This window comes from Alkalihalophilus pseudofirmus OF4 (genome assembly GCF_000005825.2).
Taxonomy (GTDB): Bacteria; Bacillota; Bacilli; order Bacillales; family Bacillaceae_D; genus Alkalihalophilus; species Alkalihalophilus pseudofirmus.
This window is the reverse complement of sequence record NC_013791.2, coordinates 3,428,035-3,452,149: the sequence shown is the minus strand read 5'-3', so window position 1 is coordinate 3,452,149 and position 24,115 is coordinate 3,428,035. Positions and strand designations below refer to the sequence as shown.

At 43.4% G+C, this 24,115-nt stretch carries 16 protein-coding genes; 15 read left to right on the top strand and 1 reads right to left on the bottom strand.

The window, feature by feature from the left end; all coding sequences use genetic code 11:
• Positions 1-120: 120 nt before the first annotated feature.
• From BPOF4_RS17265 to BPOF4_RS17200, 14 genes are all read left to right on the top strand, one after another.
• Positions 121-3,204, top strand: coding sequence for an efflux RND transporter permease subunit (locus BPOF4_RS17265; protein ID WP_012960514.1), 3,084 nt, complete (start codon positions 121-123; stop codon positions 3,202-3,204).
• Between the two features lie 476 nt (positions 3,205-3,680).
• Positions 3,681-5,063 carry a S8 family serine peptidase gene (locus BPOF4_RS17260; RefSeq protein ID WP_012960513.1) on the top strand — a complete coding sequence of 461 codons (1,383 nt, stop codon included), beginning with the start codon at positions 3,681-3,683 and terminating at the stop codon, positions 5,061-5,063.
• A 238-nt stretch (positions 5,064-5,301) separates the two neighbouring features.
• The gene (gene yknW / locus BPOF4_RS17255) at positions 5,302-5,979 is read left to right on the top strand and encodes a YknW family membrane protein (RefSeq protein WP_012960512.1); all 678 of its coding nucleotides are present in this window, start codon (positions 5,302-5,304) and stop codon (positions 5,977-5,979) included.
• A 9-nt stretch (positions 5,980-5,988) separates the two neighbouring features.
• Positions 5,989-7,077: an efflux RND transporter periplasmic adaptor subunit gene (locus tag BPOF4_RS17250; protein WP_012960511.1), complete on the top strand. Its 1,089-nt coding sequence runs from the start codon at positions 5,989-5,991 to the stop codon at positions 7,075-7,077.
• A complete protein-coding gene (locus BPOF4_RS17245; protein ID WP_012960510.1) occupies positions 7,070-7,753 on the top strand; it encodes an ABC transporter ATP-binding protein in 684 nt (227 codons plus the stop codon). Before BPOF4_RS17250 ends, BPOF4_RS17245 begins: the two co-directional genes overlap by 8 nt.
• A 7-nt stretch (positions 7,754-7,760) precedes the next feature.
• Positions 7,761-8,954 carry an ABC transporter permease gene (locus BPOF4_RS17240; RefSeq protein WP_012960509.1) on the top strand — a complete coding sequence of 398 codons (1,194 nt, stop codon included), beginning with the start codon at positions 7,761-7,763 and terminating at the stop codon, positions 8,952-8,954.
• A 429-nt stretch (positions 8,955-9,383) separates the two neighbouring features.
• On the top strand, positions 9,384-11,363 hold the full coding sequence (locus tag BPOF4_RS17235; protein ID WP_012960508.1) for a HAMP domain-containing methyl-accepting chemotaxis protein: 1,980 nt from the start codon (positions 9,384-9,386) through the stop codon (positions 11,361-11,363).
• A 221-nt stretch (positions 11,364-11,584) separates the two neighbouring features.
• A complete protein-coding gene (locus tag BPOF4_RS17230) occupies positions 11,585-11,992 on the top strand; it encodes a hypothetical protein (protein ID WP_012960507.1) in 408 nt (135 codons plus the stop codon).
• 140 nt (positions 11,993-12,132) lie between these two features.
• Positions 12,133-12,363 carry a DNA mismatch repair protein MutS gene (locus BPOF4_RS17225; protein WP_158305582.1) on the top strand — a complete coding sequence of 77 codons (231 nt, stop codon included), beginning with the start codon at positions 12,133-12,135 and terminating at the stop codon, positions 12,361-12,363.
• 66 nt (positions 12,364-12,429) lie between these two features.
• Positions 12,430-13,371 (top strand): agmatinase family protein, encoded by a 942-nt coding sequence (locus BPOF4_RS17220; protein WP_012960505.1) that lies wholly within the window; start codon positions 12,430-12,432, stop codon positions 13,369-13,371.
• Positions 13,372-13,507: 136 nt separating this feature from the next.
• On the top strand, positions 13,508-14,950 hold the full coding sequence (locus BPOF4_RS17215) for an MBOAT family O-acyltransferase (protein WP_041822518.1): 1,443 nt from the start codon (positions 13,508-13,510) through the stop codon (positions 14,948-14,950).
• A 15-nt stretch (positions 14,951-14,965) separates the two neighbouring features.
• Positions 14,966-16,006, top strand: coding sequence for a hypothetical protein (locus BPOF4_RS17210; protein WP_012960503.1), 1,041 nt, complete (start codon positions 14,966-14,968; stop codon positions 16,004-16,006).
• A gap of 165 nt (positions 16,007-16,171) precedes the next feature.
• Positions 16,172-17,239 (top strand): S-layer homology domain-containing protein, encoded by a 1,068-nt coding sequence (locus BPOF4_RS17205; RefSeq protein WP_012960502.1) that lies wholly within the window; start codon positions 16,172-16,174, stop codon positions 17,237-17,239.
• Between the two features lie 150 nt (positions 17,240-17,389).
• Positions 17,390-20,890 (top strand): S8 family peptidase, encoded by a 3,501-nt coding sequence (locus BPOF4_RS17200; protein ID WP_012960501.1) that lies wholly within the window; start codon positions 17,390-17,392, stop codon positions 20,888-20,890.
• 43 nt (positions 20,891-20,933) lie between these two features.
• Here BPOF4_RS17200 and BPOF4_RS17195 read toward each other — a convergent pair whose 3' ends face one another.
• A complete protein-coding gene (locus BPOF4_RS17195) occupies positions 20,934-21,593 on the bottom strand; it encodes an S-layer homology domain-containing protein (RefSeq protein ID WP_012960500.1) in 660 nt (219 codons plus the stop codon).
• 198 nt (positions 21,594-21,791) lie between these two features.
• On the opposite strand from BPOF4_RS17195, the gene BPOF4_RS17190 reads away from it, so the two are divergent.
• Entirely contained in the window at positions 21,792-24,110 is a 2,319-nt protein-coding gene (locus tag BPOF4_RS17190) for an S-layer homology domain-containing protein (RefSeq protein ID WP_081457692.1), read from the top strand.
• The last annotated feature ends 5 nt before the right edge of the window (positions 24,111-24,115 follow it).

Below are 24,115 nucleotides of genomic sequence, written 5' to 3'. Positions count from 1 at the left end.
TTTTCAGAGGATATCATTTGTGCTTTTCACGTTCCCTTTGTATAATCAATCTTGTATAACAAATGTACAATGTTCGTCCAAAAATATAATAAACCTTGAAATGTGAGAGGAGAAAAGCCGATGATCTCTTGGCTGATACGAAAACGCAAAATTACTATTCTATTCTTTCTAATGTTTACTCTCGTCGGGGTGCTGAGCTTCCTGCAGCTGCCTCAGCGTGAAATCCCAGAATTCAACCCGCCAATTGCCCAAGTAATGACGGTGTATCCAGGGGCATCTAGTGAACAGGTGGAACAAAATGTGACCGACCTGCTTGAGGAAAACCTCTCACAAATGCAGGAAATTGCCTCACTCACCTCTGTCTCAAGTCCTGGTCTCTCCTTTGTCACAGTAGAGCTTGAAGAAGGCCTTGATGTCGATCAAGTGTGGAACGAAGTCCGTCAGCGCGTAAACGATGCCTCTGCAGAATTTCCTGATGATGCGAATGCGCCGATGTTTAATAATGAGCTTTCCACACAAGGACTCGCAACCTATCAGCTGACATTCGATAATTCTGATCTTGTGCCGGAAGTTGATGCGATGCTTGACCGCTGGAATACTAGGTTAAATGAGCTTCCGGATATCGTCTCTATGCAGACACAAGGGACGCTTGAAAAGGAAATTTTAATAGAAGTAGACCCAGAGGCGCTCGCGGATGAGAATATTTCAACCGATCAGCTTATTGGTGTCTTAAACGGCGAGGTCAGCGCGGTTCCGCCAGGTGAGTGGAAGACCGATGACTATAATTACCGCGTAGAACTTGAGACATTTACGAATCTCTCAGACCTTGAAACTCTTCCTGTAGGAGCAAATGCCGAAGGAGACATCATCCAATTTGGTGATGTCGCGACTATCAATGAAACGTTCAAGCCAGTTACAGAGCAAGTTGCCTTTGAAGGGGAAGAAGCAATCTCGCTTACGTTTTATCTGAAATCAGGAGCAAGTGTGACAAGCGCTCAAACGGAACTCGACAGCTTTGTAGATAGAATGGAAGCAGAGCTGCCAGACGGTGTAGAAATGACGTTATTGTACACCCAGGCAGATCTTGTAAATGAGCTGTTCCGTGACCTTGCGATTTCATTTGCGATCGCCGTTGTCTCCGTATTAATTGTTTGTTCACTGGGGCTTAATGTCTCAACAGCGTTAAGTGTGGCTCTAGCGATTCCTGTCTCTTTAAGCTTAGGAGCGATCATTCTGCCATTTATCGGCGTCGACTTAAACCAAATCTCCTTGATTGCCTTTATTATTGCCTTGGGAATATTGGTCGATGATGGAATTGTAGTCAATGAGAACATCGAACGCCGCTTACGTATGGGTGATAAGCCGATGGAAGCTGCAATTAACGGAACGAAGGAAGTGGCAGTATCTGTACTGACATCAACATTAACCGTTGTGTTCACATTCATGCCGCTCCTGCTTCTGCCAGGAGGCGCCGGTGGATTTATCCGCCCGCTGCCAGCCGTGTTAATTGCGACAATGATCGCATCGACACTCGTGGCATTATTCTTAATACCAATTTACCGAACCATCCGTGAAAAAACGGCTTCGCCTACTACAAGAACCGAGAGGAAGCCGGCCGGATTTTTAGGTGGCACGTTTGATAAGGCTGCTGGCTTCTACGGAAATCGAATGATGAGAGGCGTCACAAAGCGCCCGCTCTTAGTTGTAATCACTGGGTTCCTGCTCGGAACAGCAGCATATGCGCTGATTCCGTTTATCCCGCTTGAGTTTTTCCCAGACACAGACCGTGAGGAAGTATTTGTTGAGGTAACCTTGCCTGAGGGAACAGGACTATCTGCTACTGAAGAGCAAGCAAGAGAAATCGAAGCATGGCTGTATGATGTCGATCATGTCCGTTCGGTTTCAACCTATGTCGGAACAGATATCCCGCGCCTGTTTGGGGCAGGAAGAGGCGGAGCAGCTGGTGAAAATGCAGCGAACTTCCTTGTGTTCATAGACCGCGAGCAATTCTCGACACGCGAGACAATGAACGAGTGGAACGAAACGATGCCAGACGCGTTCCCTGAAGCCTCTAATATTAATGTATCGATGATTGAATCCGGTCCGCCAGTCGGCGCGCCGATTGCGATAGAAGTGAGCGGCGAAGAGTTTGACACGCTCCGTGAAATGGCTGATGAAGTGAAAGAAATCCTTGCTTCCACAGAAGGGGTCGCAAGCGTTGATGATGATGTCGGTGAAGATGTAGAAACGATCCAAGTCACACCAGACCGTGACGCGCTTGAAGAGAACGGAGTCGCAAGTGATGATCTTGCAACGGCGCTGCGTCTAGTCGGAGAAGGCTTGCCGCTTGGGCAGCTCCAGCAGCCGGGTGAGTTGATTGATATGCGCATGGTTTATGCCAATACAGGGCCTCTATCAGTTGATGTGCTAGATGAGATCACGGTAGAAGGCATCACTGGTGAACGACTTGCTGTCAGCGACCTTGTCACAGTTGATGAGGTCACCACAGAGCCGCGTATCCCGCATGCGAATACGGTGCCGACGATTACAGTACGTGCGTATCCAAGTGATCGTTCTAGTGATGAGATCTTAGCCGATGCTCGTGCAGACCTTGATGCAGTCACTGCAGACAACGCTGCATACTCGCTGTCAATCGGCGGAGAAACTTCTGCCCGTACAGATGTGTTTATTGATATCGGTCAAATTTTCATCGTCGTTGTATTCTTGATCTTAATTGTCATTGCGATTCAATTCTACTCGCTGACGTTGCCAATTTTGATTTTAAGTACGGTGTATTTAGCGATTGCCGGAGCATTGATCGGCTTATTCCTTACCCAGACCGGGCTCGGCTTTATGTCGATGATGGGAGCCGTCAGTCTAGCCGGAATTGTCGTCCGAAATGGAATTGTCTTAATTGAGTTTATTGAGCAGCGAAGAAAAGATGGAATGGATGCCCGTGAAGCTGTCATGATGGCAGCCAAGCAGCGCTTCCGCCCGATCGTCTTGACCTCACTCACATCGATTGCCGGCTTATTGCCGATTGCCCTCGGCAACAGCACGCTATTCAAGCCGCTCGGTATAGCGATCGTCTCAGGACTGATCTTCTCCACACTGCTCACATTGTTTATCGTGCCTGCACTGTACTTGCTGCAGTCGAATGCACGCCAGCGAATCCGCGCTAGACGCGAGAGGAGAGCAGTGTAGGAAGGAACCCGCGCCCCAAAGGCGCGGGTTTTTGTGTGGTGTTGTACGGCTGTGTGCTGAGCATTGGCCGAGTGCCGAGCGGAGAGCATTGGCGCAATGATCGCCGAGGTGAATACAATTTGATGCTGAACCGACGCATAAAAGGCGTGAACCGACGCAATAAGAGGAGAGTGACGCAATTAGTCCGTGAACCCACGCATATCGCGGCCGAAATGGCGCGATATTCTCTGCACTCACGAAATAACAGTGGTAACCGGCGCAATCCCCGCCGCAACAAACGCTCCAGCAACTCTCGAATAGTCTCTTTATAAAAACTTCCTACCGCCAAAATGTTATCTTCATGAAACTTTAGTGTTAACAATTGATAAATATTAACTAAAAAATCGTACATTTGTCTAATAGTGGAAATTAATGCTCGTATGCGAAGCTAGAATAGTGAGTTTTCCTACTATTCTCAAAATAAAAGGAGTGTTGTTATGAAGAGGCTTTTAGGTATAGTGCTTATCGTGTTCTTGCTGGGACAAGGATTTATGTTTGCTGGTCCATCAGCGGAGGCTTCGTCTACGATTGTCGATGAAAACGTGTGGGCTGCTCTAGATCGTCATTCATTAGCTGAGGTCATTGTTACATTTGAAGGAGAGGACAAGCCGACTGCTGCTCATTTATCTTTGCTGGAACGTCTTGATATCACATCGGCAGTGTCGCTTAACAACTTGCCGATTGTCGGTGCCCTTCTTACGAAAGGGCAAGTAGAAAGATTAGCGGAGAATGATGATGTGAAGTCCATCTACTTAAATGAGCGGCTTGAGTATTTTAATGCGGATGCTAATGAGATCACGGGTGTAAACAAAGTGAGGGCTGACGAGAATTTTACTGAGCAAAACGGAGGTCTTCCTGTTACTGGAGAAGGTGTCGGTGTTCTAGTCAACGATAGCGGCGTCGATGGTACACATGGTGACCACACGTTTAAAAAGAATCTCGTGCAAAATGTGTTAGGAACTTCTTATTTATCAAGCACAGGTATTATCCCAATTTCTTATATAGAGAATATCATTAACACAGATACCAATTCAGGACACGGGACTCATGTGGCTGGGACAGTTGGCGGTACGGGAGTGATGTCTGGCGGGAAATATGCAGGGGCAGCACCTGGTGCTGATCTAATCGGATACGGCTCAGGGGCTGTACTGCTCGTCCTTGATGGTATTGGCGGATTTGATTATGCTCTTGAACATCAAGATAAGTACAATATTCAAATCATCACGAACTCATGGGGCGGATCTGGGGACTTTGATCCTCATCATCCAATTAATGTGGCAAGCAAGAAAGCCTATGATGCCGGGATTACGGTATTATTTGCAGCTGGAAATGAAGGTCCAGAAGAAAATACACATAACCCATATGCAAAAGCACCTTGGGTCATCTCGGTTGGTGCTGGTGAGAAGGATGGCAGCCTTGCTGACTTTTCATCAAGAGGCTCTGATCAAGGGGGAACGTTTGAAATGGATGGTGAGCAGTGGACATGGAAAGATGAGCCGACTGTTGTAGCACCAGGTGTCGATATCATCTCAACACGAGTACTTTCACCTTTATCGGTCATCTCTGCGCCAAAAGATATTCAATTAATTGAAGCGAGATATTTACCGTTTTATACAACGATGAGCGGCACATCGATGGCAACACCGCATGTAGCAGGTATTGCTGCCCTGCTGCTAGAGGCAAATCCTTCGCTTACTCCAAGTGAGGTGAAAGAGATATTACAAGAGACGGCGACACCGATGCCAGGTTATGAGTCATGGGAAGTCGGAGCTGGATATGTGAATGCATATGATGCGGTGGAAGCAGCTTTTGCTCAATGATTGTATGAGGCTGATCCTTTTTAGAGGGTCAGTCTTTTTTTGGTTTTTGGAGCTGGGTGAAGTGGCGCAATCTGTCCCCCTTGTTGTTCCATCATCCACCTAATAACTTGGACTATATAATTACTCATTTTATAAAGAATTTATAAAATATCGGGACTTTTGTTGAAACTATTTTCCAATTTATGCGTAAATAGGAGAGGTGTTTATAAACTGACTAAGGATATAGGGGGAGTGCAGCATGTCTGAAACTGCATTAGAGAACAAACCAGAATTGCCGAAGGGTGAAAAGCCATCCATCTTTAAATTTATTACGGAGCCACAGGAGCAGTTCCGTCGTATGCGTGAGAATCCAAAGGTCCTTGTACCGCTTCTTATCGTGACAGCAGTGTATGCCTTGTGGGCTGCCTTGTTTTCGTTTTTAGCTGATTTTCAATTGATGATGGGAGATCTCTCTGCTGAAGATATGGCTATGATTGAAGGAGCAGAAACAGCTATTCGTGTGTCCACTTTTGTCACGTCACTCTTAATGCCTGTGATTGGCGGGGTGATCGGTGCCTTTATCATGTGGATTGTGGTGAAGCTGACTGCGGGTGATGCGACATTTAAGCAGTTGTTTTCATTAAATGTATTTATTATGTTCATTGGAGGAATTGGATTAGTCCTAAATAGCATTTTGACGTTAGCGTTGAATTTAAATCCTGCTCAGATGATTACGGGGCTGACCGTATTTTTTGATCCATATGATCCGATGTACTCGCTTGTCAGCTTGTTTGAAGTGTTTTCGATTTGGAGCATTATTCTAATGGCCATGGGTCTGCGTATTGTCGCTTCAATGAAACCCGTTACTGCTTGGGTTGTGACGCTGATCATTACGGTAGGTGCTGCATTAATCGGATTTTTAGCGGCTGGAGTGTAGGTGAAATTGATGAAAAAGAAAGTTTGGATTGGGTCGGCTATTGTCCTGTCGGTAATTCTTTTTACAGCGATCGCTGTCGTGCAGTCACAGGGGAGTGACACGTTCGACGTAGAGGCGGCTGCTCCTGAGATTCAAACGGTGAAGCATGAAATCATGGTGCCGGGTGAGATGGAGTTAGCAGAAATGGAGCACATTCGAATACGAGCGGAAGAAGACTATACGTTACTGGTCGAGGAAGGTGACACAGTTGAGGCTGGAACTCCATTGATTGAATACACAAGTGAGGATCTTGAGTTTGAATCAGAACAGCTCGCCATTCAAATTGAAGCAGGTTACTTACGGATTAACCAAGTCGGAAAGCAAGAAGACCGTCTTTCAGATGAACGAAATAAGCTTGCAGATGATGTAGGCCGAGAAGAGGCGAGAGATCATTTTCGCTCTGAGCATGAGCAGCTTGACTATGAGAAACGCGCAGCAAACCTTGACCTTAGACAGCTGTTAAAGCAAAAAGAACAGCTTGAAAATCGTACGAAAAATCTAACAGAAGAAAGTCCGATTGCGGGTGTCGTCCTAAAGATTGATGAAGGGACAGAAGCGCAGGTGACGATCGCTTCGACAGAGTCGTTTATAGCTAGCGGAGATCTATCTGAATATGACTCCCTTGAAATTAAGGAAGGACAGAAGGTAGGCATTACGTCCGATGCCATTCTTGATCAAACGTGGACGGGTGTGATCGATCAGATTGATTTTCTCCCTTCGCAAAATGAACTAGATGGAACAGGAATTAAGTATCCGTTCACCGTAAAAGTAGAAGAAGGGGACACAAGCTCTCTGCGTCCTGGGTACCAGGTGATTTTAAATGTCGTGTCAGATGAGAGAGAAGCCCTAACGGTGCCGATTTCAGCGGTGCGGCAGCTTGATGATACGGCCTATGTGTACACCATTGTAGAGGGGGCAGCAGTGGAGCGGGAAGTGGAGCTTGGTATGACTTCTGATGGCCGTTATGAAATTCGGTCTGGCCTTAGTGAGTCTGATCAAATCATCAGTGACATTCCAGAAGGGCTTCGTGATGGATCGGAAGTGATTGTCCTTGATTAAGCTGGAGGGTATTACGAAAAGCTATCGTGTTGGGGCAGAGGATACGACGATTTTAAAAGGAATTGATCTTGACATTGAACGGGGAGATTTTCTAGCGATTATGGGCCCGTCTGGATCTGGAAAATCAACGCTGATGAATATCATTGGCTGCCTCGATCCCCCTAGCACCGGCCACTACTTTTTAAATGGAGAAGACATCTCGAGTTATGATGAACAGGGGCTTGCGAAAGTACGTAATCAACAAATCGGCTTTGTGTTTCAACAGTTCCACCTCCTGCCAAGATTAACTGCGAAGAAAAATGTAGAACTGCCGATGATTTATGCAGGTCTCTCAAAAAAAGAGCGTGAAGAACGGGCTGAGGAGGCACTTAGTCTTGTTGGACTGAAAGATCGAATGGATTATCTCCCTAACTCGCTTTCTGGCGGGCAAAAGCAGCGTGTCGCCATTGCGAGATCACTTGTTAATGAACCGTCGATCATTTTAGCCGATGAGCCAACAGGAGCTCTTGATACAAAGACGAGTGAAACAATTATGGATTTGTTGACAGAGCTAAACGAAGGCGGGACAACGATTGCGCTTGTCACTCATGAGCCGGAGATTTCTGAGTACACAAAGAGAACCATCTATGTGCGGGACGGCGAGTTAACGTCGCATGTGAGCCGTGAGAGGGGGTAGAGCCAGTATGAGTGTAAAAGAAAATATTTTAATGGCAATCAACTCGATAAAAGCTCATAAGATGCGCTCTGTTCTCACGATGCTTGGGATCATAATTGGGGTAGCCGCGGTCATTATTGTCGTTGCGATCGGTCAGGGCGGCGAGGAAATGTTGAAGACCTCGATTGCAGGAGAGGGGAATACATCAGAAATTTTCTATATGCCATCGGATGAGGAGATGCAGACGAATCCGAATATCTGGAATGAACCTGCGTTTACCCTGGAAGATATCCGTGAAATTGAGACGGTTGATGGCATTGCAAATGTAGTCGCGACAAGCTATGAACATAGCTCTATCCGTTACCAAACAGAAACAAGTGATGCTTCCGTTAATGGAATCAGCGAAACGTATCTGGATGTTCACCAGCTCAATGTGGCAGAAGGATTTTCACTGCAGCCAGCCGATTTTCTCGGTGGACGTCGAGTAGCTTTAATCTCAGATTCTCTTAATGAAGAGCTGTTTCCCGAGCAGTCGGCGGTAGGCGAAGTGATACGTGTGGCTAATCAGCCGGTGGAGGTTATCGGTGTACTTGAAGCACCGAGTGGATTGTTTGCCTTTGGTATGCAGGAAGTTTATATGCCATGGGAGACGTGGCGGACGGTCTATAGTAAGAGTGAATTCAATCAAGTGACGATTCAAGCGGAGTCGCTTGAAGAGCTGCAGGCAGCAGGAGAAGAAGCTGTACAACTGTTGAATGCAAGAAAGAATACAGAAGAGGCCTATCAAGTAATGAATATGGAAGAGATTGCAGAGGGGATTGGTCAGATCACACGTATTATGACAATGATTATAGGCGGCATAGCAGGGATCTCTCTTTTTGTCGGCGGAATTGGTGTCATGAATATTATGCTCGTATCTGTAACAGAGCGAACGCGCGAGATCGGGATTCGTAAGTCACTCGGTGCAACCCGCCAGCAAATTCTCATTCAATTTCTCATTGAATCGATCATCCTGACGTTAATTGGCGGGATCATCGGTATCCTTTTAGGCGGAGGGATCTCTACTCTGATTTCCTTCTTTGCTGGATGGCCATCGCTTCTTTCATGGCCGGTCATCATCGGAGCACTATTATTCTCGATGATATTAGGCATTGTATTCGGCTTGCTTCCAGCGAACAAAGCGGCGAGATTGAATCCAATTGAGTCGTTGAGATATGAATAGATAGTTAGGAGGCATTGACTGAGTCAATGCCTCTTGTTGTATTTTCACAAGTATTGGCCGAATGCGGATGGGAGAGAGCGGCGCAATTACCGCCGAAGTGAATACAATTCACCGCTGAACATACGCATAAGCAGCGTAAACTGACGCAATCAGAGGAGAGTGACGCAAATAGACTGGAACCCGCGCATATAGCGGCCGGAGAGGCGCGATTAGCTTCAGAAAGGACGCAATTACAGCGGCAAAAGACGCAATCCAATTAGAGAGACCTCCATCCATTTTCTGAAAACTAAGAATAATTCATAAGTCATTTCTTTCTGAACCAAGGTCGTATATAGTACTATTTATCTGGTATTTTAGAATTAATGTGGAAGTCTTACATATTCTTGAGTGCCAAAATTGAACGAATTAAAAGAATGAGAGGAATTGCTGATGAGTCGCTTACTGAAACTACTTAAAACGTTAAAGATGAAATTGATTATTTCTTTTACCCTTATTCTCATTATCCCTTCGGTCGTTATCGGAATGTTAGCTTATAATGCTGCAAAAGGTGCGGTGGAAGAAGAAATCATTTCCGCTGGTAAACAAGATGTAAATCTATTAAACTCAATCATCACCAACACGATTGAGCCTAAAATCAATGATATGAATGTGTTTTCTGAATCAGTCACATCAGACCTTTATGACGGTACGGAGAGCCCTGAGTTAAGAGAGAAATTTGCACAATATGCAGCCCTCCACCCTGAGGCGACAAGTATATTTGTGGGGACAGAAGAAGATGGATTATTTATTCAAGAGCCTGCCGTAGCGATGGATCCTGATTACGACCCAAGAGAGAGAGACTGGTATATTGATGCCATGTCAAATACAAGTGATGTCGTTATATCTGAACCCTACATTGCCGCAGGAACAGATGATATGGTTATTACGGTATCAAAAGCTCTGCAAGACGGTTCTGGTGTTGTAGCTGTTAGTGTAGACCTAACACACCTTCAAGAGCTGGCTAATTCAGTCCAGATAGGGAATCAAGGGTACGCGATCTTATTAGATGATAACCAAATGTACATTGCCCATCCTTTTGAGGAGGGCGGAACACAGGCAACTCAAGCTTATTATAAAAATTTATACACTCAAGAGATTGGTGAATTTCCTTATGAGTTAAATGGTGATTCTAAGCACATGGTTTTTGTCACAAATGATATGACAGGATGGAAAGTTGCGGGCAATATGTATGAAGAGGAAGTAGACGAAGCAGCCTTCCCTATTTTTCTCACAACCATTGGTGTTATTGCAATGGCCTTAGTAGTAGGCGGTGTATCTGTATATTTTGTAATCCTTTCAATTATTAAACCGATTAGAAAACTAACTGATTCTGCAGTGACAGTGAGCAAGGGCGATCTTACTGAGGAAATCACCATCCATTCAAATGATGAAATTGGTCAATTGGCTTCAGCTTTTAAAGGAATGCAGATGAGTCTTAAAGAATTAATAAATGAAGTTGACTCAAAAACGGACTTAGTAGCGGCTTCAGCAGAAGAACTCACAGCAAGTTCAGAAGAAACGAGTGCTGCTACTTCACAAGTGGCTAGTTCCATACAAACAGTTGCCAGCAGTGCGGAAAGTCAAACAAACGGAATCGAAAAGAACTCACAATCCATCGAAGAACTGACGGTGGGTGTTGGGAGAATCGCTGAGAGTTCAATGAGTGTAGCTGAATTAACTCAACAAGCTACATTGCAGGCAGAGGAAGGAAATGAAGCCATTCAAAATACGATTAAACAAATGAATTCAATAGAGGCTTCTGTAACTGAATCAAATACTATGATTCGGTCATTATTTACACGCTCAAAAGAAATCACTTCAATTTTAGATGTCATAACAGGAATAGCAGAACAAACCAATTTACTTGCTTTGAATGCTGCAATAGAAGCAGCTAGAGCAGGTGAACACGGGAAAGGGTTTGCGGTTGTAGCTGGTGAAGTTCGGAAGCTTGCCGAGCAATCTCAAGACTCAGCTAAACAAATTTTTGAATTAATTCAAGGAATACAAAAGGATACAGAAAGCTCTGTAGAAGTGATGTCAAAAGTAACACATAATGTAAAAGATGGAATGACAATCTCTCACGATGCAATGGAAAAGTTTGCAGAAATCTTATCCAGCATGAGGTCCATTACGCCGCAAATGCAAGAGGTCTCTGCTACAGCTGAGCAGATGTCAGCAGGAATACAAGAAGTGAATGCAACAACCAGTGAATTAGCGGGTATTGCCAATAATAACGCGGCAACATCTGAAGAAGTGGCTGCAACAACAGAGGAGCAGTTAGCTGCAATGGAAGAGGTAGCTAGCTCAGCCAAATCTCTTTCTGAAATGGCTGAGGAATTAAAAATGCTGCTATCTAAATTTAAAGTGTAAACAGAATAGCTATTCTAATTAATATAACCCTGTCCTTCTTATGATCTTGATTGGATAGGGTTATTTTTTGTGAGGTTCGAGTAAAACTGTGAAACTTCTCTCACCAACTAACGTAAACTATCCTATAAGAACGGAGGGACCAACATGGAAGCCATCTTTATGCTGACCGTTTTCTTACTGATATTCGGCGGCTTTATTTTAAACGTTATCACAAGTATCTGGTGTTACCGCAACTTGATTACCACCGAATTTTAAATAAAGTAGCAGATAAAGCCATTACAAAAAGAGCGAAGGCTAAGATTAAAGCGAGCCGGCCTTTAACCAATAAAAAAAGAATTGAACATTTATTAGAGGAGGTCCGAGAAGCGGTTCAAATTCTCAAAATCTCATCTAGTGTGCCGATTCATTCTCTTGATGAGATGAGCGGCTACTTAGAACAGATCAATAAAGGACTGTTCCTGCGTCCTGATCAGTTGACGATTGTTCTATCTTTTTTAGATCATTGTCGTAAATTAAAACGGTTTATGCAGGACAAAGAATTTACCGCTCCGCTTATTACAACGTATGCATGGTCCATTAATGATTTAGGTGAGCTTGAACAGGAGGTATCCCGCTGCATCACACCATAGATACGAAGCAAAAAAGCTACGAAAAACAAATCATTATCAACAAGCATGCGAGAAAAAAGCCAACAACGAAGAAGAAGGATCAAGAGGCTGTAAGGAGCTTTGTTCAAGGAGATACAGTTCGTCTGTCCTCAACAAACGAATTGGGGATTGTCTACAAAGGACCGGATGAGGCAGGAAATTATATGGTGCAAGTGAAAGAAGAAAAGCAGACGGTCAACCATAAGAGACTGACTCTACAAGTTTCAGCCAATGAACTCTATCCTGAAGACTATGATATCGACATCATTTTCAAATCAAAGGAATATCGTAAAAAGAAGCATCAACTGGGAAGGAAGCATGTAGAGGGCTTAACGATCGACGAAGAAGAATAATGATTATTTTGCTCAAAAACCGGGTATATAAAGAGGGTGACTATTGAGGTAGAGGAGCGGATAAAGATGACTGAGAATATTTACGGAAATACCCCTCCATTTTTAGGAGCGATTAATGGAACGACGGAATCAACGGAAGACTCGGATGTATTAATCTACGGTGTCCCTTGGGAAGGTGCTGTTACATGGGGCGATTACACAGGCTGTGAGTTGGGGCCGAAAGTAATGCGCTTATGCTCAGGCCGATACAGCGGATACTTGCCTGAGCTTGATCATATCGATGTATTCGAGCACTTGAAGCTTGCGGATATGGGCGATGTGGATGTCGTTCCTGCAGATGTAATTGAGACGATGAACCGGATTGAGTCGTTTTCAGGCGATATGTGGGATTCCGGAAAATTCCCGCTCGCGCTTGGCGGCGACCACGGCATCACCTACCCGATTGTTAAAGCATTAACCGAGCGCACGGGTAAGAAAGTCGGCATTCTTCACTTAGATGCTCACTATGATAATATGCCGCATCACGACGGTGATAAATATGCCCGTTCGACACCATTTGCGAGACTTTATGAGCTTGATGGTGTCAGAAATGAAAGCTTAATTCATGCCGGAATCCACGGACCGCGCAACAAGCCAGAGAGCGGCAAGTTTGCACGAGAGGCTGGTGCGAAGACGGTTACGATCAATGATATCCGCGAAGCAAAGGATATTCGTAAGCTTGCGGCAGACTTGTATGACCAAGCAAGCGAAGGTGTAGATGTTGTCTACCTTTCAGTATGCAGTGACGTACTCGACTTTGCCTTTAATCCAGGTGGGCCAGTTGACGGAAACGGCCTCACGTCATATGAGCTGCTTACGTTAATTTATGAATTTACAAAGCGCGGCATTGTTGGGATGGACTTTGTTGAGGTGTACCCGCAGCAGGACCCAACGAATGTATCCAGCCACTTTGCTTCGATGATTGCTCTTTACGCCCTAGCAGGTGTGGTGGAGCACCAGAAGAAATAAATTGGGTGCTGAACCCCTCTTCTTAATGAAGAGGGGTTTTCCCTTTGATTGTCGAGATGGGGAAAGCTTGATATAATCGGTTGGGAGTTTGTTGAATTTTGTAAAAAGAGAGAGTGACATAAAGTGGGGGATTCGGTTGTTATTTAATTCATATGAATTTTTGTTTGTGTTTCTGCCAATCGTCTTTCTCTTCTATTTCGTTTTTAATCGATGTGGATGGATTACATTTAGCAAAGGGTGGCTCGTTGTTAGTTCACTCTTTTTTTATAGCTGGTGGAATGTTTTATATTTGCCATTGATTTTAGCCTCAATGGCGATGAACTTTTTGATTGGACGTGCTCTAGTATCTGATCGCAAACCCGCCATTCGAAAAGCTCTTGTTACACTAGGGATCATTGGAAATATAGCTTTACTTGGCTACTTTAAATACTCGGATTTCTTTATTGGAACGGTCAATACGCTGCTGGATGCGAACTGGGCCTTGCTGGAGTTAACACTTCCTCTTGCGATCAGCTTTTTTACGTTTCAACAGATAGCCTTTTTGGTTGATGCTTACCGGGGCGAGACAAAGAATTACCGTTTGCTTGATTATGCGCTTTTTGTCACGTTTTTCCCTCAGTTGATCGCGGGCCCTATTGTTCATCATAAAGAGATGATGCCTCAATTTGAAGACGTCCAAAATCGATGGATTAATCCAAAGCATATGGCTATGGGGATTTTTATTTTCTCGATTGGACTATTTAAAAAAGTGGCGATTGCAGATACGTTTGCCCAGACAGCGACAAACGGTTTTGATGTACGTGAGTCGTTAACCTTTCTAGAAGCGTGGCTCGTATCTTATTCGTACACGTTTCAGTTGTATTTTGATTTTAGCGGCTATGCTGATATGGCGATTGGCCTTGCACTCCTATTTAATATCAGCTTGCCTGTAAACTTCTTATCTCCTTATAAGTCTCTTAGTATTCAAGAGTTTTGGAGAAGGTGGCATATGACTCTTGGGCGTTTTCTTACCCATTACCTGTATATCCCGCTTGGTGGAAATAGGCGGGGGAAAGTAAGAACGTACGTAAATTTGTTCATTGTCTTTTTTGTGAGCGGAATTTGGCATGGGGCTGGCTGGACGTTTGTGCTATGGGGAGTGCTTCACGGTGTGGCGATGATGATCAATCGCCTGTGGCAGCAACTCGGGTTTAAGATGAATAAGGTGTTAGCTTGGTTTATTACCTTTCAATTTGTTAATTTTGCCTGGGTGTTCTTTAGAGCAGAGAGCTTTGAGGATGCGTTGAAAGTATTAAAAGGAATGGCTGGGTTCTCAGGGTTTGCGCTTCCTGAATGGGCAGCGGAGCAGATGGCTTGGTTTACGTTTGCGGCTGAGTTTCAAATGGCTGAGGCGGACTTTTATTGGGGGCTTGGTTTAACAGCAGCGGCATTTATCGTCGTTTTAACATGGCGAAACTCAATTGAGAGAATGGAAGCTTTTAAACCGAATTTTTATCATGTGTTGATTTGTGCAGCGGCATTAATCTACAGTATTTTAAGCTTATCTGAAGTGAGTGAGTTTTTATATTTCAATTTCTAAGTGTGGTGGTTATGGATGGGTGTCTATAAGGCTTGGCTCATAAAGCTTGCAGCCGTATGTGTGGTACTGGTTATGCTTGTTGGAGGATTTAATTATATGGTGGATCCATTATGGGCGTTTGATCATGCCAACCCATTTAATGATCGGCAAGACAGTATTAATGAGCGGGAGCAGAAATCACTTCACCTTGCCTATACCGATCAAGAGTACAATGCCCTTCTGCTTGGAAGCAGCCGCTCAACAGTTGTGGATCAGCATCAGTTTGAAGGCGTGAAAATGTTCAATTATTCCGTTCCTGCGGTTTCGATTGAAGAGTTTAATGAATATATTCATTTTGCTAAAAAACATGGGCATGAACTTGAACTGATCGTGCTCGGGCTTGATTTTTTCACAACGAATGAAACAAGGAAGCAGACAGAATTTCCAAGCGAGTATTTTGAAACGGTGGAAGATCCGCTTCATCGCTTTAAGACGTTATTATCAATGGATACATTTGAATATTCCTACAAGAATGCTTGGTCATCTTTAATCGATACCGAACAATTTGTGAGGCGTTATGACAGGCACCACACGGCTGAGTTTCAGCAGATCAGTCAAGAAGATAAGGACGAGCTGATTAAAGGTGACTTAAGACGGTATAAAGGGATCCATTATGCTCCTAGTTATCAATACCATTCTGGATACAAGAATCAATTGCAGCAAATGGTCGATGAAAATCCGGATACTGACTTTATCGTGTACGTAACACCGGTAACTGAGCCGCTGCTTCGTTTATTGTATGAACAAGAACGGCTTCCAGATTACACGCATTGGTTAAGGGAGATTATCGAGGTGTTCGGCGGTGTATATAACTTTATGACGATAAATGAAGTGACGACGAATCTGGATCGTTTTTATGATGCTCATCATTTTTATGCCGAAGTTGGAGATGGGATAGCAGCACGTCTTCAAGATGAAGAGGTTGAAGAAGCTGATTTTGGCGAGTGGGTAACAGAAGAAACATTCGAAGATCATATTGAAGAAGTACGGCAGTCGCTCGAAGCAGAGGCCCAGTAAGGGATTCTGCTTTTTGATCAAATAGTTTAAGGTTTTTTCACCAATTTGTAAAGTGTCTCTAGTCAGTATAATTTTAGTAAAAAACTAATTCTTTTATCCTGTATACAAAGTCTGTTATGAGAGAGTAAACTACGGTAGAAATCATTACTTGAAAAAGGAAGAAGGATGAAAGAGTTGAAAAAGATTTTTACGCTGTTTTTAGCTGTATTACTCTCGTTCACTGCCATTGTACCAATGTCTGCTTCTGCACAGACTCGTGATTTTGACAGCTACTTTTTATTTGATGTGTGGGATCACTGGGGTGCTGATCAGCTAGATGATTTAGTGAACGCTGATATATTTGGCGGCTATAAAACGAGCCAAGGTGATTATGAATTTAGACCAAATCGTACGATTACGCGTGCTGAGTTTGCAGCGATTATCGTTCGTTCCCTGCAGTTAACTAGAAAAAGTGCAAGCACAAGCTACCCTTTTACAGATGTACCAGCGAACCATGCCCTGCGTAATGAGATTGCGATTGCTAGTGATCACGGAATTATTGCTGGTCTTGGCGGGGGTAAATTTGGTCCAAACCAAAATGTAACTCGTGAACAAATCGCATCTATGATTGTACGTGCTTTCTCAGATACGATCAGCTTTACAGGCGGTACAGCAAAGAACTTCACAGATGTTCCGGCTGGCCACTGGGCTGCAGCAGATATCAAAAAAGCAAGCTCGATTGGACTTGTGAGCGGTGTAAGTCAAACAACTTTCGGTATGGGCCGTGCTGCTACACGCGGTGAGGCAGGAGTGCTTCTGCACCGTGCATTAAACCGTGAAACGAAAAATCTTACAAGTGCAGATACTCTTGTCTCACTTGCAAATTCATACCAAACAAGCTTGTTTTCTTTAGATAATGCAACTAAAGCACAGCTTACAAACCATATCAACACGTACTATACAGGATTCCAAAAAGCGTTTGCAACAGAAATCTATGAATATGGTTATTTAGCTGATATGAATATTACAGGTGAGCTGACTTTCACTGTGAAGAGCAACCATACGCGCTTTGCTCAAGTTAAAGGGACAGGGGCAACAATGACGTTTGAGTACTACGATCCAGATAAAAGACGTGATGTGGTAGAAACAGTCGATTATGAGCCGACATTCTACATGAAGAAAATCGGTTCAAGCTGGAAAATCTATTATGTAGAAGATTTTTCATTTGATTTTGAAGAAGATTATTTATATTAAGAACGAAAGCTGTGTAGAAGGTTATACCAATCTTCTACACAGCTTTTCTTTTTGCTCTACTACTTGAAAATAATTCTATATATTTCTACTATTTTCCTGTAAACTAGGGTAGATAGACTATTTAAACTAGTACACTGTAGGAGGGTAATCATGTTCAGACGCAGCAACAAAACGTTTCTACTATTTATGATTGTCTTATTAGTGAGCTCCTTAATCGCACAGCCAGTCTCAGCGGCTATAACGACAGGTGACTCGAACCAAGAAAGACTTGAGAAATTACTAGGTGATTTAGGAATAGAATCAGATGAACTTGTTTCCTCGAATCGAGTAAAGAATGAAGAGTTAAGACCGAGTGAGGATACATTAGTCATTAAGTATTCGGAGGCGATTTCTAATGCCGATCACCAAAAGGCGGGAGCGACTCTTCAAAAGCGTATTCCGACGCTGGGATATGATGTTGTAAAGGTCCGCGGCGGAATGAAGCTTGAGCAGGTGGCGAAGAAATACGCAGCCCTTGATTCAGTGATCAGCGTGCAGGCGAGTGTACCTTTTCAACAGCTGGCTGTCACCGATCCGAAAGCTTCATCTATGTATCATTTAAATGAACTTGGGATCGAGGAAGCACTTAAGCTGACAGGTGATCATGCGGTAACGGTCGGGGTAATCGACAGCGGCTTAGATCGTAATCACCCTGAATTAAAACATGCTCTAGTTGGTGAATACAATGTCCTTGACCCATTGAAGCGTCCGCAGATTGATTCACACGGTACGCATGTTGCCGGAATTATTGCGGGTGAAAAAGGAAATGAAGTTGGCGGTTATGGAGTTTATCCAGATGCTGACATTTATTCTATTGATGTATTTAACCGCAGTATGTTCACATCTGACTTCACAATTGCCGAAGGGATTCTTCATGCAGTTGAGAAGGATGTTGACGTCATTAATATGAGTATTGGTTCGACGATGCCGTCATCCATTATCCAAGATGCGATTGATGTTGCTGTTGAAGCAGGAATTGTATTAGTAGCTGCTGCAGGAAATAATGGCTCTACCATTAAAAGCTATCCCGGGGCGTATGCGGGGGTTATTAATGTCGGGGCGACTGATCAAGCAAATGAGCTTGCATGGTTCTCAAGCTATGGACCTGCTCTTGATGTGGTAGCACCAGGAAACCAGGTATATGCACCGATGTTTGATGTGGATAAGCACTCTACATTTGAAGAGATGTCAGGTACATCGATGGCTTCTCCGATTGTTGCAGGGGTTGCTGCGATGTTGAAATCAAAGTATCCTGACCTTACTTCGTATGAGGTGATGTATATCCTGCAACAGACAGCAACAGATCTTGGCGCAAAAGGGTATGATACAGAGTTTGGTTTTGGTATGGTCAATCCAAAAGGAGCTTTATCATTTGACGTTTCAAAACTGCCAAGTGCTGGCGGTGAGTCAACATCAACGTTGTCTTTTACAAATGACAAAGCAAAAGCTGAAGGTTCGTTTAAAAACATGGCTGACAAGTATTTGTACCGCATTGATGTCCGCGAAGGCGAGCTGCTTCAGTTTAAATTAGAAGGTTCTGCTTTATATGATTTAGCGATTGAGCTGACGTATGAAGGAAGCGACGAGGCACCAATTGTAATCGATAAAGTGCGTGAAGGAGAAATAGAAGCAGTTCTTCATGAGGCGCTGATGGATGGAACAATTGTTGCTGCTGTTTATGACACAAATGAACATTATCGGAATGACTCAACGCACACGTTCACACTAGAGGTAGAGCGTGCGGATGAGTACTTAGAAGATGGTCTAACTGTAGATTCACCAATTGAGATTAATCGTTTCCCGTTTACTACAGCAAAAGATGTCGCTGGGCCGCTTTATTTAGCTGGTCCTGAGGGAGATCAAGATTATTTCCGCTTCACATCAGATGAAGGTGAAGTAGTAGAGATCACGATTCCTGGGGTACCTGGAATTGATACGGCGATCAATGTTTATTTTGCAGAAGAATTTGATATGTTCTACGGCGAGCGTGAAGAGTTAGAAGAGTATATGGATATGGAAGATGTTTATTATGACGACTACGGTCCATACCCAATGTATCAGGATCAATCCTATGGTGTTGGAGTAGATACACAGCTTACGTTTGAGACGATTCCAGGTATGGAATATGTCGTAGAAGTAACAACGCGTTCAGCATTTGATTTAGATCCATTTATGTTCATGTTCTTTGATATGTTTGAATTTGGTCCAATGCACGGAGATTCCTCTCATCTTCCTTACCAAATGAATATCCGGGCAAAAGTCCTCCCTGAAGATGAAGACGGTTATCCAAATGATTACGATATGCCGCCATATGATGAAGAATGGACCGAAGAAGAGTTCGAGGATTACAGGACAGCACGTCAAAGCTTTGAAAAGCAGGTGCTTGATTACTTCCAATTAGGATTTGATCTGTACCTTGAAGAAGAAGAGCTTGAGAGCATCATTGGTACAGCAAGAGAACTTGACGTAAACAGCAATCTAGATGGTTATTTCCAAATGTACGGTGACTTTGATTTCTTTACGATTACGCCTGAAATGAATGGCTTATACCAATTGAATTGGAACAAGGCAAATTCATTAAACCCGTTATTAGAAGTATTTAAGTTGAATGAAACAGAAGAAGGAGAGACGTATTTGACGTACCTTACGCAATCAGGAGGGTACAACCTTTTTACGGGTGAAGAATTAGACGGAGAACCTGTGCTTCACCTGGGACTCGAAGAAGGCGCGACGTACTTAGTGGCAATGGGTAATAACGTAGGCTACGGTCAGCCATCGCTTGAAGCATACGAGCTTTCACTATCTATGCTTCGTGAAAATATTGAGGATGCTTACTGGAAAAATGATGACCTGACCAATGCTGCAAAGCTGCCAAACTACGCAATTAATGCCAATCTTTCTATGACAGGTCGTCAAGATGTATTCTATTACAAAGCTAAAGAAGATGGCGTTGCTGGTTTCCATTTTGAAAACCTCCCAGCTTCACAGGCAATTAAAAGCGGTTTACCGGAAAATCTTTTTGAAGATATCCTCCCGTTGATCTTAGTTATTGAAGACACAAATGGTGATGGTGAGATCACTGGGGATGAAGAGCAGCGTATCATGCCGTTTATGCCAATGTATATTGATGAGGCTGAACTGCGAGGTTCGTTCCGTGTTAAATCTGGAGCTGGTTACTTTATTGCGGTAGCCAATGATTCTTTCTTCTCTGGAGAAGATACGCTCTTGACGCCTTATCGTCTGCAAGTCTCAGAAATTGATCACACACGTGCACAACCACAAGCATTTCGTGCAGTTGGGGTGAATAGCTGGAGAACTACGGGCTTCTTGCCGGTAGAACATCACAGCGGCAAGGTACACCAAACGCACTCATTCACTGTGAATGAGCCAGGCTATTATACAGCAACATTAGACATTCCTTCTGATTTAGATGGAGTGATAAAAATTATTGATGGTGCCGGACAAACGGTAGCAAGTGCAGATTATTACGGCAAAGGCGATCGTGAATATGTACGAGCAAACTTAGCAAAAGGAACGTACAGCATTGTCGTTCAAGATACAAACGGCGACACAAGCCTGCATCCGTACTATATCAATATCGATAAAAAGTAAGAGAAAAATCCCTCAAGCTTATGGCCTGAGGGATTTTTTTGTTTTATTTAAAACGATCGTTAAGGGAACGGGCGACAAACATAGAAAATTCTGCGCGAGTCGTCTGTTTATTAGGCATGAAGTTTGCCCCTTGCTGTGAGGTGATCCCGTTTTCTGCAAGCTTGTTGATATATTCATACGACCAAGCATTGCGGTTTACATCCGTAAAATGGTGGAAGCGTGCCGGCTCAGCATAGTTAAAGCTCTTGCTAAGAAGAACACTTACCTCTGCTCTAGTAATAGGGTCATTTGGACGCATTTTCTTTTCATAGCCTTGCATAATTTTCTTTTGCTCAAGAGCACGGAGAGCATCATAGGCAAAATGGTTAGCAGAAACATCCGATACTTGTAATGAGTAGGAATCAGTTGCTTTTAATCCGGTAACATTAACAATCATTAATGCGGCTTCAGCACGGGTAATGCTGGCTTGCGGCGCAAATTGATGATTACCTTTACCAGAAATGTAGCCAAGGTTATGAAGGTAGTGGATCGCCTCATAAGCGAAGTGATCATTCGGTACGTCTGTAAAAGAGTCTACTAGTATTGCAGCTTGATTCTCTGCTGCTGGTAGTTTAACCGTATGTTCTGCAAGGGCAGCAGGAGTAAATAGAGTTGCTGCGAGGAAAGAAGTAGCTAAGATTGCTGGCATTGTTTTTTGCTTCATGTAAGTAGGCCTCCAATATGTAAAATTTGACAATGTGTTATTAACTCTACTATATATGAAAACAGGTTGTAATTATAGTAGAAAAAAACAAAATTACACAAATTATGAGCATAAAGTATGGTTTTACCTATTTAATCACAAAGTTTTCCAATAAATCTTTTAAACAACATGGTAATCTTGTAAAATCATAGATGAAATATGACGAAAGATATAAAGAAGAGTTATATTTTGAGAAAATATGATGGAGTGAAGCAAGTGAAACGTTTTATTAGTAAAATAGTTCTAGTCGCTTTGGTGGCCTCATTAGCGGTGCCGGTTGAAGCGTATAGTTATAACGGATTTGGAACGAAAACATCCGCAAAGAAAGAAGATTTAGCAGAAGGAGTTTCGCTTGTAAGAGAGTCTTACAGCGGGAGCGGCAGAAATCAAGCCGTACAAGTATTAGATGTTCAGTACCGTAATCCAAATGTTGGTTTAGAGTTGTATTATCCTACACCAATAGGGCGTGTTCAAACCACTTCTCAGCAAGCGATGGCAAATACATATGAAAACCATCGAGTAGTAGGGGCAGTAAATGCTTCTTTTTACAATATGAGTAATGGTATGCCGGTCAATTTGCTTGTTGAAAATAATAAGATCTTAAACTATGGAGTTCTATCTAATGATCAAGGAGGGCCGGTAAATGCACCATTTGCCTTCGGTGTGAATCGCAACGGGGCTTTAACGCTTACAGACTTTCAGACAAAGGCAACATTTTATGTTAATGGACAAACATATGATTTAGGCTCAATTAACGGTGCTCGCGGGGAAAGGGAAGCTGTCCTTTATACGAGCGGTTATAAAGAGGCAACGACTGGTGCAAGTCAGTGGGTTACAGATATTGTTGTAACAAACACGAATAAAAGTGCTGCGAATTTTTCATTCGGAGATAAGATTACTGGTACTGTTTCAGAGATTCGCAGATTAGGAGAAGGGGCGAATGCAACAATTCCTAAAGATGGATTTGTTATTTCAGCAAATGGAGGACCATTCCGTGATGCATTAACCGGTGTAAGCGTTGGAGATGAATTAACCGTCGAAGCCTCAATTAATGATGCGTGGAGAGATGCAGAGTTTATATTAGCAACAGGACCAACTCTCGTAAGAAATGGGCAAACATCTATTTCTATGAGTACATCAAGTCCTTTTGCTAGAGAGAGAGCACCTCGAACGGCAGTTGGTGCATCAAGTGATGGAACAAAACTTTTCTTAGTCACCATTGATGGCAGGCAGTCTGGCTACAGTAATGGTGTAACGATTCCCGAACTTGCTGCCTACATGCGTTCCATAGGTGCTCATAATGCCATCAATTTAGATGGGGGTGGGTCTACTACAATGGTAGCCCGTTATCCATGGGCTGATCATGTATCTGTAGTTAACCGACCATCTGATCCAGGAGGCAGACAGCGAGCGGTTCCAACTACTTTACAAGTTATATCTAAAGCAGCACCAATTGAAATTACAGAGGATGCTTTAGTGGTTAATGATTTTGATTCGACCACTGGACTCTCAGCAAGTGCAGCGAGAGCAACCGCATCTATTGCAAGAGCAACAAGTTATGAACCAATCCGAATGGGACAGTCTTCTGTGCGCCTGAATTATGATTATACTCAAGGTGAATCAGGTACATCAGCGGCCTACGTGAAATTTGATCAAGCGAAAACGTTATTAGGCAACCCGAAACAAATCGGTATGTGGGCGTATGGTGATGGACGTGAACACTGGTTACGGGCTACATTGCTTGATGGGCAGGGAAATCGTCATACTGTTGATTTTACACAAGAAAACCGATTCAATTGGAGAGGCTGGCAGCATGTCAGAGCTAATATACCTGAAGGCTTGACTGCACCTATCCGCATAGAGCAAGTATATATTGCTCAGCCTACAATTTCTAAGCAAGGTAATGGACGAGTATATTTTGATCATTTAGAAGCGATCTATAACCCATCTTATGAAGTGCAAAGATTCTCTGATGTTAATTCTACTTTTTGGGGTAGAGGAGCGATCTTAAACTTAAGTAATGAAGGAATTATAAGTGGTTTTGATAATGGAACATTTAGACCAAATGAACCAATCACTCGTGCTCAAACAGCCAGCATGATTGCTCGTGCGCTAGGTTTGACAAGCAACGGCAGTCAAACATCTTTAACAGATATAGATCCAAGTTCTACCTATTACTCTACTATACTAGCGGTGGAACAAGCGGGGGTTATGACAGGTAAAACGGCTACAAGGTTTGACCCGAATGCTACGTTAACACGTGCTGAGATGGCAGCTATTCTCCAACGTGCTTATAAACTATCAGGAACCAGCACCTCTCCATTCCCGGATGTGCCTAAAACACATTGGGCTTACGGAGCTATTGATACATTAAAAGCCAATAATATTTCCTCTGGTATGCCTAATGGAAATTATGGTCCTAACCAAGCGACTACTCGCGCTGAATTTTCTGTGTTTCTAGACCGAGTAAATAACTAATTTAA

Excerpts from the sequence above, each read along its gene's own strand:
- yknW (WP_012960512.1), top strand. The coding sequence starts at position 5,302 with ATGTCTGAAACTGCATTAGAGAACAAACCAGAATTGCCGAAGGGTGAA.
- BPOF4_RS17260 (WP_012960513.1), top strand. The coding sequence starts at position 3,681 with ATGAAGAGGCTTTTAGGTATAGTGCTTATCGTGTTCTTGCTGGGACAA.
- BPOF4_RS17210 (WP_012960503.1), top strand. The coding sequence starts at position 14,966 with ATGGGTGTCTATAAGGCTTGGCTCATAAAGCTTGCAGCCGTATGTGTG.
- BPOF4_RS17235 (WP_012960508.1), top strand. The coding sequence starts at position 9,384 with ATGAGTCGCTTACTGAAACTACTTAAAACGTTAAAGATGAAATTGATT.
- BPOF4_RS17195 (WP_012960500.1), bottom strand. The coding sequence starts at position 21,593 with ATGAAGCAAAAAACAATGCCAGCAATCTTAGCTACTTCTTTCCTCGCA.
- BPOF4_RS17265 (WP_012960514.1), top strand. The coding sequence starts at position 121 with ATGATCTCTTGGCTGATACGAAAACGCAAAATTACTATTCTATTCTTT.
- BPOF4_RS17205 (WP_012960502.1), top strand. The coding sequence starts at position 16,172 with ATGAAAGAGTTGAAAAAGATTTTTACGCTGTTTTTAGCTGTATTACTC.
- BPOF4_RS17200 (WP_012960501.1), top strand. The coding sequence starts at position 17,390 with ATGTTCAGACGCAGCAACAAAACGTTTCTACTATTTATGATTGTCTTA.
- BPOF4_RS17190 (WP_081457692.1), top strand. The coding sequence starts at position 21,792 with ATGACGAAAGATATAAAGAAGAGTTATATTTTGAGAAAATATGATGGA.
- BPOF4_RS17250 (WP_012960511.1), top strand. The coding sequence starts at position 5,989 with ATGAAAAAGAAAGTTTGGATTGGGTCGGCTATTGTCCTGTCGGTAATT.
- BPOF4_RS17240 (WP_012960509.1), top strand. The coding sequence starts at position 7,761 with ATGAGTGTAAAAGAAAATATTTTAATGGCAATCAACTCGATAAAAGCT.
- BPOF4_RS17220 (WP_012960505.1), top strand. The coding sequence starts at position 12,430 with ATGACTGAGAATATTTACGGAAATACCCCTCCATTTTTAGGAGCGATT.